Here is a 12,229-nt window from a genome sequence, read left to right on the forward strand (position 1 = left end):
GCTGGCACCGCGTCATCGTCCGGTCAGCATCCATCGCCCGTCGCCCCGGTTGCGACCGAAGACCTGAACCGACCGCGCAGCGAAACCCAGGAACAACGTTTGGCCGATGTCCTGGGCCGGCTGACCGATCAGGTGTGCCGCGGGGAAATCGTTGATTTCGACCAAGCCTGTCGCGAAAACTCCGACATCGCCGACGAACTGCGGCATCTATGGGGCGCGGTGCTGATCACCGACACCGCCGGTGCGGCGCATGATCAAAACCCGGCCGCGGTGGATGGGTCCGACAGCGATGCGGGCGGCGGCGTTTCGCGATGGCGATCGTTACAGTTGCCCACCACCGTCGGCGATTACGAGCTAATCGAAGAAATCGGCCGTGGCGGCATGGGCGTCGTCTTTCGCGCGCGACAAATCAGCCTGGAACGCGAAGTCGCCGTGAAGATGATCCTGCGTGGCCGGCTGGCCAGCGATGCGGATCTTCAACGTTTCTTGGCCGAAGCCTCTGCGACGGCGCGTTTGGACCACCCGGGCATCGTTCCGGTCTATGAAGTCGGCGACATCGAGGGTCGCCCGTTTTTCAGTATGAAGTTCGTCGCCGGCAAAACACTGGCCCAGCGAATCAAATCGGGTCCGATGCCGCAACGTGAAGCGGCGCGAATCGTCGCTGATGTGGCTCGCGCGGTCGCCTATGCTCACCGCCAAGGCGTGCTGCATCGCGACGTGAAACCCAGCAACGTTTTGCTGGGAAACGACGGCAACGCCATGATCACCGACTTTGGTCTGGCCAAACAGACCGGCGCAAAGGTCGACCTGACACGCAGCGGCATGCTGCTGGGAACCCCCGCCTACATGTCACCCGAACAGGCGGGCGGGCGGACATCCAGCGTCGGCCCTGCCAGCGACATCTACAGCCTGGGTTGCGTGTTGTATTACGCGCTGACCGGTCGCGCCCCGTTCGTCGCCGATTCGCCGATGGACCTGGTCATGCAAGTCATCGAACAAGACCCGCTGCCGCCCCGGGCGCTAAGACCGCGGGTCAATCGCGATCTGGAAATGATCGTCATCCGTTGTCTGCAAAAGCCGATGGATTTGCGATACGAATCCGCCGACGCATTGGCCGACGACTTGGAAGCCTTCTTGGCCGACGAACATGTCAACGCCAGCAGCGGTCGCTTTTCACAAGTGCTGGCCCGACTGTTCCGCGAAACCCACCACGCCGCCGTTTTGGAAAACTGGGGCCTGTTGTGGATGTGGCACTCACTGGTGCTGATGGTCGCCTGCACGCTGACCTGGTGGATGGAATACGTCGGGGTTGCCGATCGTTTCTCCTACGTCGGGGTTTGGGTCGTCGGCTTGGGTGCCTGGGCCGCGGTGTTCTGGAAAATGCGGCAACGCATGGGACCGGTGACGTTCATCGAACGCCAGATCGCCCATGTCTGGGGATCCAGCATGATCGCGATCGGATTGTTGTTTCCTCTGGAATGGTGGCTGAAGCTACCCGTGTTGACCCTGTCGCCGATGTTGGGCGTGATCAGCGCAATGGTCTTCATCATCAAAGCGGGCATGCTGACCGGCGCGTTCTATTGCCAAGCGGTCGCGTTGTTGATCGCTTCGGTGGCAATGGCGGCATGGCCGAATTGGTCACATCTGATCTTCGGCGTCGTTTCGGCCGGATGCTTTTTCTTTCCCGGGCTGAAATACTGGCGTCGTCGCAAACACTGATGTCGTCGCAAACACTGTGTCGCGGTCATGGTCCGTCCGACTTCAACACCAACAGTGACAACTCGGGGCGGCAGTTCACGCGCAACAGATGCACGCCGCCCAGCCCACGGGACACATGCATCGTGGTCGGCGGCTTCCAGAAATCGCCCGATGCGAATCGGCTGCCGTGAAAACTGGGACTCAGCAGTGGCCCGACCAGGGGCAACCTGCCCTGCCCGCCGTGCGTGTGACCGGCCAGCACCAGTTCAATACCGTGACGCTGGGCCCAAAAGACCTGGTCCGGGCTGTGGCTGATCGCCAGCCGAAACGGACGTTCCGATGCGTGCGTTTGTTGGGCATCGTCTGGACGTTTTCTTGGGGGCGGAGGGATCACCGGCCGGGCAAACCAGGGATGCTCGTTGCCGATCAACTCGATCGATACACCGCGTACTTCCGTCGGCAAGACACGGCTGCCCAAATCCGTCCATCCGGCGCGGTCCATCGCTTCGCGAGTCTGCCACGAATCGACCACCCGTGTGTCGTGATTGCCCAACACGAAATAGCATCCGTCACTGGCCCTTGCACCGGAGAAGATATCAAACAGCCAATCGATGCACGGTTGCTTGTCGATGATGTCGCCGGACAGAGCCATCATGTCGGGCATCCACTGGCTGGCCCGATCAACCGCGTACCGGACGTAATCTGGCGCGACGTCGCCGGTCAAATGGATGTCGCTGAGATGGGCGATTCGATAGCCGTCCAATTCCTTCGGCAACCCAGGAACGGGCAGCAAGACTTCTTCCACCGCCAGATCGAAAATCTGATTCATCGGCAACCGAGATTGCCAGCGACATTTCAACGAACGCGGCAAGGGTCGGCCCAACGTTTTGGCCACATCGACGACTTCCACCCGCCGTGGCGCATCGGCCCATTCCCATCGGAAGATCGGTCGCCACAACAGCCAAGGCAACCCGAACACCAACCAAGCCGCCAAGCACACACCGCCGTAAACCGCCAACGGCCACGACAGATCTGACCAGACCATCGTTCCGGCAAACATTCGGCGGACGACATCGGGAAAGAAAACCAGTACGGCCAACAGCGTCAGCCACATTTCGACGAACAACACCTTTTCGGTGCGTTTGATCCGGCGGCGTGGCCAACCCAACGAATTCAAGCGGTTGTAGAGCGCCAAGTGCAACCCGAAGTGCCCCAGCAACGCCGCGGCAGACAACACCCAACAAGCCATCGGATTCATCGAAATTTCACAACGCTTTCGGCTTCATCCAGCCAATGCACCGAACGTCACCGCCGTCGCGGATCTGGTCCCACGTCGACGCGGATCGGGAATAGACCGCGATCGCGGCGGTCGGCATCTCCAGCGGTCGTCCCGCCAGCAGGGACGCCAACGTTGCCATGCCGGGGTTGTGCCCCACCACCATCAGCGTTTCCGCGTCGCCGGCCGAATCGGCGATGACGCCCAAAATGCCCGCCGGTGACGCCAAATACAGTTCATCCGTGTGGATCACGTCGACCGACGGGTCCCACCGGTCGACCAAGGCGTCGACGGTTTGCCGAGCCCGAGTCGCGGTGCTGCACAGAATCCGGTCCGGCAAATCGCCCAACTGTCCGACCCAATCTGCCATCCGAGGTGCATCATGGCGGCCTCGACGATTCAACGGCCTTTTATGATCGTCCAGCCCCGCATCGGACCAGTCGCTCTTGGCATGACGCATCAACAACAGTCGCGGAATGTCCATTTCGGATCCGTTCTTCACGCGACCGACCGGTCGGTTCCGGCATCGGACATCCCTATACTGCCCGGGCGACCGTAGCAGACCGCGCTGGCATCCTTTCGCAGCGGTTTCGTTCCGGTTTGGCCACTGTCCATTCCTTTTCCGTCCTTCCAGTCAAACATGAAATCCGTAATTCCTATCGCCAATCGATCCCATCTGTTGTCGCCCGCGGTCCGTATTGCCGGATTGCCGCTGGGCCTTTTTCTGATGATCGCCGCTGTGACCACCGAGGCCCGAGCCGACGATTGGCCCGGTTGGATGGGTGCCGGCCGTGACGGTGTTTATAGCGAATCAGGGATCATCGACGCGATCCCGCCCGGCGGCCTGAAAGCCAAGTGGCGTCATCCGATCGCCGGCGGCTATGCCGGACCTGCCGTGGCCGACGGGCGTGTGTTCGTCTTCGATTACCAGCGATCTGCCGGCGAAGCGGTCAACAGCCCCAACAGCCGCGCCAATTTGCAGGGTGTCGAACGCTTGATCGCCTTGGACGCCGAAACCGGCGAAGAATTGTGGAAACACCAATACGACTGCCCCTACAGCATCAGCTATCCCGCCGGCCCACGATGCACGCCGACCGTGGACGGTGACCACGTCTATATCTTGGGCAGCGAAGGCGACCTGCATTGCCTGAACGTCGCCAACGGCGACTTGGTTTGGGCACGCAGTTTCAAGAAAGATTTCGGTGCCGAAGTCCCGATCTGGGGCTTCGCATCGCACCCGCTGATCATCGGCGACCTGCTGTACACGATGGTCGGCGGCGACGGCCAAGGCATCGTTGCGTTTGACAAAAACACGGGCGACGTTCGCTGGAAGGCCTTGGACACCAACGCGGGTTACTGTCCGCCCACCTTGATCGAGGCCGGCGGAACGCGTCAGTTGATTGCGTTTCATCCCAACGGGATCACATCTCTGAACCCCACCAACGGCGAAGTGTTTTGGACCGTCGACTTGGCCCCCATGTACGAAATGTCGATCGCACGTCCGATGGTCGACGGCGATCTGATGTACGCCAGCGGGATCGGCAGCGAATCCGTCATGCTGCGTTTAAGCAGTGACCAACCGGCGGCCGAAGAACTGTGGCGAGGCGAACGAGACGAAGCGTTGTATTCCAGCAACGCGACGCCCATGTTCGTCGACGGAATCCTGTACGGCAGCGATTGCCATCAAGGATCACTGATCGCCGTCGATGCCAAAGACGGCAGTCGTATCTGGCAATCGTTCCGGCCCACCGCGCCGGACGCCACCGAACGGCAAAAGAAAGTGGGCGTCAAACACGGCACCGCGTTCGTCACTCGATTGGGCCAGTCCGATCGGTACCTCGTGTTCGGCCAGACCGGCGACCTGATGATCGCCACACTGGATGAAACCGGCTTCCACGAACACGGCCGCTTTCATGCGGTCGATGCCACCGGCGAAGCGTTCGGCAACGATGTCGTCTGGACGCATCCGGCCTATGCCAACCGAACGGCCTACATCCGCAACGACAAAGAAATCGCCGCGTTTGATTTGTCGAAATAGGACCTTGCGAAGTCACCACCGTGGCGATCGCAAGAGCCGCGCGGGACGAACCGCTCAGGCTTCGTCCGCCGTTGCGATCGCCGTTTGCCAACGCTCGACCTGGGCCCGCACCTGGTCGGGCGCCGTGCTGCCATAACTGCAAAACGCGTCGACCGCATTGCGGCTGCCCAGGACGTCATAGACGCTGTCATCAATCTCCGGTGCATGCGACTGGAATACTTCGATCGGCAGGTCGGCCAACGGAACGTCGCGCGACATCGCTTCGCCGACGATGGCACCGACCAAATGATGGGCGGTCCGTTGTGGCATGCCACGACGGATCATCCATTCCATCAACGTCGTCGCGTCCAGATACCCCTTTTCCAATCGGTCGGCGATCTTTTCCCGATTCAGTTCGCTTTCGCGGACCATCGGCGCGGCCAATTCCAACATCGCTTCGACCGTGTCAAATGAATCGAACAACGGTGGCTTGTCTTCCTGCAAATCGCGGTTGTACGCCAACGGCAGATTTTTGACCAACAGCATCAACGTTTGCAGATTGCCCATCACCCGGGCGGACTTGCCACGGGTCAATTCCAGGGTGTCGGGATTGATCTTTTGCGGCATGATGCTGCTGCCGGTGCAGAACGCTTGGGGCAAACGGATGAAATCAAATTCAACGGTGCTCCACAAAATCCATTCCTCCGCCCATCCGCTCAGGTGCAACGCGATGGTTGACAGCACGAACGCGGATTCGATCAAGAAATCACGATCACTGCTGGTGTCCAAACTGTTGGCCGTCGGCGAATCAAACCCCAATGCCGCGGCGGTTTGATCACGATCGATCGGTAACGTGGTGCCGGCCACCGCGGCGACGCCCAGGCTGCACTGGTTCACCCGTCGACGACAATCGGCGACACGCTCGCGATCACGCGCAAACTTTTCGACATAAGCCAACCAATAATGCGGCGCCAAAACCGGTTGGGCACGCTGCAGGTGGGTGTAGGCGGGCAAGATACAGTCGAAATCGGCTTCGCACCGCGACAGAAACGCACGCTGTAAATCGGCCAGCAAGGCGTCCACGCGATCCAGTGCGTCGCGAACCCACAGACGGGTGTCGGTGCTGACCTGGTCATTGCGACTGCGGGCGGTGTGCAGCTTGCGTCCGACATCGCCCAGACGCTCGATCAACGCCTGTTCGATGTGCATGTGGATGTCTTCCAGTTCGAAACGAAACGGCATCTTGCCGGCTTCGATCTCCGCACCAATCTCCGTCAACGCATCCCGGATTTGCTGAAATTCCTGGGAGCTGATCAGCCCGACGGTCGACAGCATTTCGGCATGCGCGATGCTGCCGCGGATGTCGTGACGGTAAAGACGCGAATCGAAACTGATGCTTTCCGCATAAGCTTCGAGACGTTGATCGGTGTCGGCGGCGAACACGCCGCTGCGCGATGGACTTGCCACTGGATTGACTGTTCCCAAGGTTCGGCCGGATGAATAATGTGGACTGCGACCAAGCAGTATGACCGCGACGCCCCCACACCCAAAGACCACGCGATGCGTTTGCCATCGATTCTGTTTTCTGTGACCTGCACGGCTTGGATGCTGGTGGCATCCGCCCCGACCGCCGTCGCGGTCGATATCCTGGCCACGGCCATCCCAGGGTCCCCGTTCGGCGTGGCCACCGTCGAAATCCCGTTGCCGGTCCCGGTCGTCGGCGAACCGTTGCCGCCGCTGAGCGTCGACGAAGCATCCGGTCGGGTGTTCTACCCGATCGCCGAAGACACCCGAGTCGACACCGCCGTGCGGCCGTCCGATCGCCCCCTGCCGCCACAGGGGCGCGGCCGCTTGTTGGGACGGCTGGGAAACCTGATTCGTGAAATCGCCAGCGATGAAGAACCGCTGCAACAAACCGTCGCCCGCCGCGTGACGTTCTTGTTCAAAGGCGATGGCCCTCTGGTGATCACGCTGGCCGATTCGCGTGGCTCGATCGGAACCTATGACATCGTGCCGACCCCGGACCCGGCGACGCACGCGGCGATGCTGAACCAATGGTGGTCGGTCTACACCGACGCGGCCAAGCGACAAATTGAATCGGCCGACTATCCGACTTACGTGGAAGACTATCTGGTGGCCATGCTGGCCGGCCGATTGAATCTGCCGCTTCCCGATTGGTACTTGGCCGAAGACGATTCCGAAGCAGCGTTGACCGATACGTTGAAATTGATCGGCGGTGCCACCGATGTGGCGCAGCGGATATATCGCGAAGCCGCCGCAGGAATACGGGACACCACCGGCGGTATGGACCAGACCCTGCCCGCGCCGCCGGCATGGTTGCCACCCGACGTGCCACCGGGCACCGACGATGTGCCCACCGAACCGATCGCGGATCGTGTCCCGCCGGAATGTTTCTACATTCGCTATGGATCTTTCGCGAACTATCTGTGGTTCCGCGATCTGTCGGAAGAATACGGCGGCGACCTATCCCGCATGATCACGCTGTCGGGGATCCAGCAACTGGGATCGCTGCAACTGGAAAAGCAGCTGCACCTGCAGACGAACGAACTGTCACGGATGTTGGGGCCGACGGTCATCAAGGACCAAGCCCTGGTCGGCCGCGATCTGTTCCTGGGTGACGGCGCGACGATGGGTGTGCTGTTCGAACCGATCAACACGTTTTTGCTGCGAACATCCATCAACCAAGACCGCACATCACTGGCCGCTTCGGACGACGCGGTCACGCTGACCGACGTCGACATCGCCGGTCAGAAAGCGACCCTGCTGCGCAGCGCGGACAATCAAATCCGGTCCTTCATGGTCGAATACGACGGGTACATCTTCGTCACCAACAGCGAAACGTTGGCCCGGCGGTTTGTCGAAGTCGGCAAGTCGGGTGATTCCTTGGCACAGACACCGTCTTTCCGCTTCGCCCGCCAATTGATGCCACTGACACGTAACGACACGATCTTTGCCTATTTCTCCCCAGCGATGCTGCAGGGCCTGGTCGCGCCGGACAACATGATCGAACTGCGACGCCGCATGCATGCCGAATCGGACATCGCATTGGTGCACGTCGCTCGCCTTGCCGCGGCCGCCGAAGGCAGCCCCGCGCGATCGATTGCCCAGTTGACCGACGCCGGGTACTTGCCGGCGGGTTTTTCCAAGCGGGCCGACGGCAGCAGCGTCTTTGAAATCGGCGACGACATCATGGACACCAAACGAGGCGCCCGTGGTTACTTTCTGCCGATCGCGGACGCATCGGTCGACAAGGTCACCGGGGAAGAAGCCCGCTGGTATGAACGGATCGCCGATGACTATTCGACACGCTTCCGACAACTTGATCCGATCATGGCCGGCATCCAGCGGACCCAACTGGAGGACGGATCGGGTAACGAACGCTTGACCGCGCACGTCGAAATCGCACCTTGGAGCCCTGAGAAATACGGCACCATCGCCCAACAGCTCGGGCCGCCCACCAACGTCGCGATGGATTTCGCTCCCGATGACATCGTCGCCGTGCAAGCTCACGTGGCCAGCGAATTGCTGGGGCCGCCCACGCATCTGTTCGTCGGCATCAAGGATTCGATCCCGCCGCAACCCGACGATTTTGATGGGCTGATCGCAACGTACCGGGCTTTGAAATCGCTGCCGGCTTACCTGGGTGCGTGGCCGCAACCGGGCGCGCTCGATCGCCTGCCCTTGGGTCTGGGACGCGGCGTCCCGGTCAGCCCCGGAATGAGTCGATTGATCGGCGGCGTGTATCGCTACACCGGCGGTGGATTCAGCGTCCTCAGCTTCTATCCCGATTTGTTACAAGCCAGTTTGCCACACATGGGAGCGATCGAAGTGGACGATCGCGCCCAAGTCCGCGCCCACATCGGCGATCTTAGCGAAAGCTTGTTGAAACACTGGGTCAACGACCAGCTTTATCAACGGGCCGCAGTCGGCAGCCAAAGCGGCGCCAATTTCCTGAACCTCCTCTCACGACAACTACGCGTTGCACCGGAGCAAGCGTCACCGTCCGCCGAATTGATCTTGGGTGGTCCACTACAGTGCCCGCTGGGCGGCCGGTATGAACATTCCCCCACGCATCACCAGTGGGTCAGCACTCGTTGGGGCAACCGAACAGCCGCCGACACGATGCCCGACGACTACGTCGCCCCCATCATGCAGTGGTTCCGTGGCGCCGACGCGAAGTTGACTCAGTACGACGATCGCGTGGTCGTCGACGCGGTCGTGGATGTGGCCCGACAATAACCGGCGACAACCACCACCGGCGAATCAGCCAACGGTCGCCCAACGGCCGGTTGATCCCCTCAATCAATGATCGAAATCGACAGGTTCACGACGCCGCAACGCGCCGACCCAAGCCCGCGCGATCCGCCAGCGCATCGGCCACCGCTTGGACGGGTCCCAGATAGTCGCCCACGACGAACGTCACGTCGCGATGACGTACGTTTGCCTGATCGACTTGGTCTTGGATGGCTTCGTACAACCGCCCCATGAACAACAGGTGTGGCTGGACAATGATCCGACGGGGACGCCGCATCGAAACGACGCGATCAATCACCTCGGGCAGTCGTGGCTGTGCCATCGCGTAGAAAGCGGTATCAAAGGTCACGTCCGGAAAGCGTCGTGCGACGACCTCGGTCAACACCCGCATGTCCGCTTGGGCACAAGGGTCATGGCTGCCACGCCCGACCATGATCACCGCAGTTTCCGAAATCGGCGTGTCTTCCATGCCAATGGCATTGGTACCGGAAACCGTTCGGTCCCGGCCGATCCGGGCTGCGGGAATACCACACTGTGCGATGCGGTGCGCGACCCAGCGGATCAGGTCCGCCTGACGACTGATCGGTCCGCACTGGTCCCAGATGACACCTGGGGTCTGCAACGCGGCCGCCGCAACCGCTTCGGGAATGTCTTGCTTGGCGTGCCCGGCGGCGAACAACAACAGCGGTGCGACGCGCACGTGCCCGACACCTTGATCGACCAGGCACTGCCATGCATCTGAAATGGTCGGCGTCTGAAATTCCAGCAAAGCCTCGGCCACCGGCCGGGGTGCCATCCGTTGACGCACCAATTCGGCTAGCCGAAAAAATTCCTCGGTGCCCCGCCGGTCGCGGGTGCCGTGGCCGATCAGCAACAGACCGGCCGATTCATCGGCGTCGGAAAGCTTATCCAAAGGTTTCAGCAGCAAGACGTTACTGGACCACCGACGAATCCTTGTAACCGGATTCGTCCAATCGGCTGATCGCCGCGGTGACATCGAAACCGGGTTCATAGCTGACGACGACCTGACGGTTGTCCAAGATGCCTTCTTCCTTCTGTGCATCCAGTTCGACCGTCTTCACACCGTCGACGGACTCCAAAGCCTTTTTGACTTTGGGATAGCAATTGAATTCACAGTGCATGCCGGGGACGGCCACGGTCAGGGTGCCCGAATCGGTCATCACGGCCGGCTTGGCTTCCATGGCCGACTCGGTGGCCTCTTGCTGCGGCGGCATGTTGGCGACCGCGATCATGATGCCCAGGGCGGCGACGGCGGCGACAGCGTACAGAACAGGACGCATAAAAAACTCCGGATAAGCTGGGGAAGATAACAAGGATCGTTAAACAGCAAGGTCATGCAAAAAATCGTGGGCTTCAAAACACCACCGCGATCCTTCTTCCACGATGACCATTTTTCCCCTGCAAGGCAAGGTTTTGGGTGTCGAAATCGCATCACTCTTGACCTGAACGGCCCGAATCGGCGATTCCTCGGCAGAACCGAGATTGAACTTGAGCGGAAACACGCGTTTGCCGCAATTTTTCCGAATTTGCCCCTTTGCCGAGCCCGCAATCCGATGCGAAGCCCCGCCGCCGCATGTCTGATTTGGTGCTGCCTGACTTCGATTCTGGTGGCCCAGAACGGGTACGGCCCGGTCGCGCCGGCGTATTCGCCGAGTGCTTTTACGACGACGGCCCAGCTGGACCCCTATGCGATGGTCGTCCCGACCGACTACATCGCCTCACCGATGGGCGCCTTTCCCGACGGGATCACCGACGGAATGTTGGTCCCCATGGCCAACGACCTGACCGGGCGTTTTTCCGATCGGCTGTGGTTCAGCGCGGAATACCTGTATTGGCGTCCCGAAGGCATGCACACCCCCGCCCTGGCGACCACCAGCAGCACCGGGACGCCGCAAAACGAAGCCGGCATTCTGGGCTTTCCCAACACGACCGTTCTGTTCGGCGGACGCAAGATCAACGACGACACCCAAGGCGGCTTTCGTTTGCGTGGCGGCATGTGGTGGACGCCCGCGGCCAACCTGGGAATCCAGTGGGAATACTTTGACTTGGCCGAACAAGGCGACGGATTCGCGCGGTCCGCCAGCGGAACGACCATCCTGGCCCGCCCGTTCTTTGACACCACCAATGACCGCGAAACCGCCCAACTGATCGCCTTTCCCAATCTGGTCGAAGGGCAACTGCGAATCGCCACCCACAGCAAGCTGCGTTCGTTTTCGCTCAGCGCCCGTGGCGGAATCTGTCCCCGGTGCGACGGTTTGTGCGCTTGCGGCCCCAGCGATCGAATGGACTGGATCGTCGGTTATCGATGCTTGAAGCTGAATGATGCGATTCGCTTTGAAGAAAATCTGAATTCCCTGGTCACCGCAACGCCGGGAACCATCGCGCTGAACGAATCGTTCGAATCCAGCAACAAGTTTGATGGGATCCAATTGGGATTCGTCCGGCGTGTCCATTACCGCAACGTTTGGGGTGAAACACTGATGCGTGTCTCGGTGGGCCGCAACGAACAAACGGTGCAAATTTCGGGAACCAGTGATTTGACGGAATTCGGGGTCACCGAAAGCTTCACCGGCGGCTTGCTGGCCCAGCGCAGCAACATCGGCACGCACAGCCGCGATGAATTCGTCATGATCCCCGAACTGGGATTCACGCTGGGGTTCCGAGTGACCGATTGGTTGGATGCCACCCTGGGATACACCGTGTTGTATTTCCCGAATGTCGTTCGCGCCGGTGACCACATCGATACCGACGTGAATCCGAACTTGATCCCCGAAGAAACCGTACCACTGACAGGTTCGCTGCGGCCCCAGTTCTACTTCAACGAGACGGACTATTTCGCACACGGGCTAAGCATCGGTGGCGAAATTCGGTTCTAATTTCGACAACGGCGGAACCAGGCGTGGCGGGACGATCCGTGCGACTCGATTCGTCGCGATTCTTCT

At 60.6% G+C, this 12,229-nt stretch carries 10 protein-coding genes; 4 read left to right on the top strand and 6 right to left on the bottom strand.

Going from position 1 to position 12,229, the window contains the following annotated elements; translation table 11 throughout:
- Positions 1 to 63: 63 nt before the first annotated feature.
- Positions 64 to 1,719: a serine/threonine-protein kinase gene (locus HFP54_RS07790; protein ID WP_168564757.1), complete on the top strand. Its 1,656-nt coding sequence runs from the start codon at positions 64 to 66 to the stop codon at positions 1,717 to 1,719.
- A 25-nt stretch (positions 1,720 to 1,744) separates the two neighbouring features.
- Here HFP54_RS07790 and HFP54_RS07795 read toward each other — a convergent pair whose 3' ends face one another.
- The 3 genes from HFP54_RS07795 to HFP54_RS25180 are packed head-to-tail and all read right to left on the bottom strand — an operon-like array spanning position 1,745 to position 3,616.
- Complete coding sequence (locus HFP54_RS07795) at positions 1,745 to 2,956, bottom strand: metallophosphoesterase (protein WP_168564643.1); 1,212 nt, start codon at positions 2,954 to 2,956, stop codon at positions 1,745 to 1,747.
- A 7-nt stretch (positions 2,957 to 2,963) separates the two neighbouring features.
- Entirely contained in the window at positions 2,964 to 3,476 is a 513-nt protein-coding gene (locus tag HFP54_RS07800) for a SixA phosphatase family protein (RefSeq protein ID WP_168564644.1), read from the bottom strand.
- Positions 3,473 to 3,616, bottom strand: a complete 144-nt coding sequence (locus HFP54_RS25180) for a hypothetical protein (protein ID WP_206036042.1) — start codon at positions 3,614 to 3,616, stop codon at positions 3,473 to 3,475. Before HFP54_RS25180 ends, HFP54_RS07800 begins: the two co-directional genes overlap by 4 nt.
- Here HFP54_RS25180 and HFP54_RS07805 point away from each other — a divergent pair.
- Complete coding sequence (locus HFP54_RS07805) at positions 3,615 to 5,012, top strand: PQQ-binding-like beta-propeller repeat protein (RefSeq protein ID WP_168564645.1); 1,398 nt, start codon at positions 3,615 to 3,617, stop codon at positions 5,010 to 5,012. The two genes, HFP54_RS25180 and HFP54_RS07805, sit on opposite strands and share 2 nt — an antisense overlap.
- A gap of 54 nt (positions 5,013 to 5,066) precedes the next feature.
- Here HFP54_RS07805 and argH read toward each other — a convergent pair whose 3' ends face one another.
- On the bottom strand, positions 5,067 to 6,458 hold the full coding sequence (gene argH, locus HFP54_RS07810; protein ID WP_168564646.1) for an argininosuccinate lyase: 1,392 nt from the start codon (positions 6,456 to 6,458) through the stop codon (positions 5,067 to 5,069).
- A gap of 36 nt (positions 6,459 to 6,494) precedes the next feature.
- Between argH and HFP54_RS07815 the strand changes: the two genes are divergently transcribed.
- On the top strand, positions 6,495 to 9,251 hold the full coding sequence (locus tag HFP54_RS07815; protein ID WP_168564647.1) for a hypothetical protein: 2,757 nt from the start codon (positions 6,495 to 6,497) through the stop codon (positions 9,249 to 9,251).
- Positions 9,252 to 9,336: 85 nt separating this feature from the next.
- Here the strand turns inward: HFP54_RS07815 and HFP54_RS07820 are convergent, their stop codons facing one another.
- Together HFP54_RS07820 and HFP54_RS07825 are read right to left on the bottom strand one after the other, a co-directional pair.
- Positions 9,337 to 10,194 carry a sirohydrochlorin chelatase gene (locus HFP54_RS07820; protein ID WP_235951342.1) on the bottom strand — a complete coding sequence of 286 codons (858 nt, stop codon included), beginning with the start codon at positions 10,192 to 10,194 and terminating at the stop codon, positions 9,337 to 9,339.
- Positions 10,195 to 10,198: 4 nt separating this feature from the next.
- Positions 10,199 to 10,567: a heavy-metal-associated domain-containing protein gene (locus HFP54_RS07825; RefSeq protein ID WP_146410161.1), complete on the bottom strand. Its 369-nt coding sequence runs from the start codon at positions 10,565 to 10,567 to the stop codon at positions 10,199 to 10,201.
- A gap of 273 nt (positions 10,568 to 10,840) precedes the next feature.
- Between HFP54_RS07825 and HFP54_RS07830 the strand changes: the two genes are divergently transcribed.
- Positions 10,841 to 12,163 carry a BBP7 family outer membrane beta-barrel protein gene (locus HFP54_RS07830; protein ID WP_146410160.1) on the top strand — a complete coding sequence of 441 codons (1,323 nt, stop codon included), beginning with the start codon at positions 10,841 to 10,843 and terminating at the stop codon, positions 12,161 to 12,163.
- Positions 12,164 to 12,229 lie beyond the last annotated feature (66 nt).

It is taken from the genome of Crateriforma spongiae (assembly GCF_012290005.1).
Classification (GTDB): domain Bacteria; phylum Planctomycetota; class Planctomycetia; order Pirellulales; family Pirellulaceae; genus Crateriforma; species Crateriforma spongiae.

Excerpts from the sequence above, each read along its gene's own strand:
- HFP54_RS07815 (WP_168564647.1), top strand. The coding sequence starts at position 6,495 with ATGTGGACTGCGACCAAGCAGTATGACCGCGACGCCCCCACACCCAAA.
- HFP54_RS25180 (WP_206036042.1), bottom strand. The coding sequence starts at position 3,616 with ATGTTTGACTGGAAGGACGGAAAAGGAATGGACAGTGGCCAAACCGGA.
- HFP54_RS07805 (WP_168564645.1), top strand. The coding sequence starts at position 3,615 with ATGAAATCCGTAATTCCTATCGCCAATCGATCCCATCTGTTGTCGCCC.
- HFP54_RS07830 (WP_146410160.1), top strand. The coding sequence starts at position 10,841 with ATGCGAAGCCCCGCCGCCGCATGTCTGATTTGGTGCTGCCTGACTTCG.
- HFP54_RS07795 (WP_168564643.1), bottom strand. The coding sequence starts at position 2,956 with ATGAATCCGATGGCTTGTTGGGTGTTGTCTGCCGCGGCGTTGCTGGGG.
- HFP54_RS07825 (WP_146410161.1), bottom strand. The coding sequence starts at position 10,567 with ATGCGTCCTGTTCTGTACGCTGTCGCCGCCGTCGCCGCCCTGGGCATC.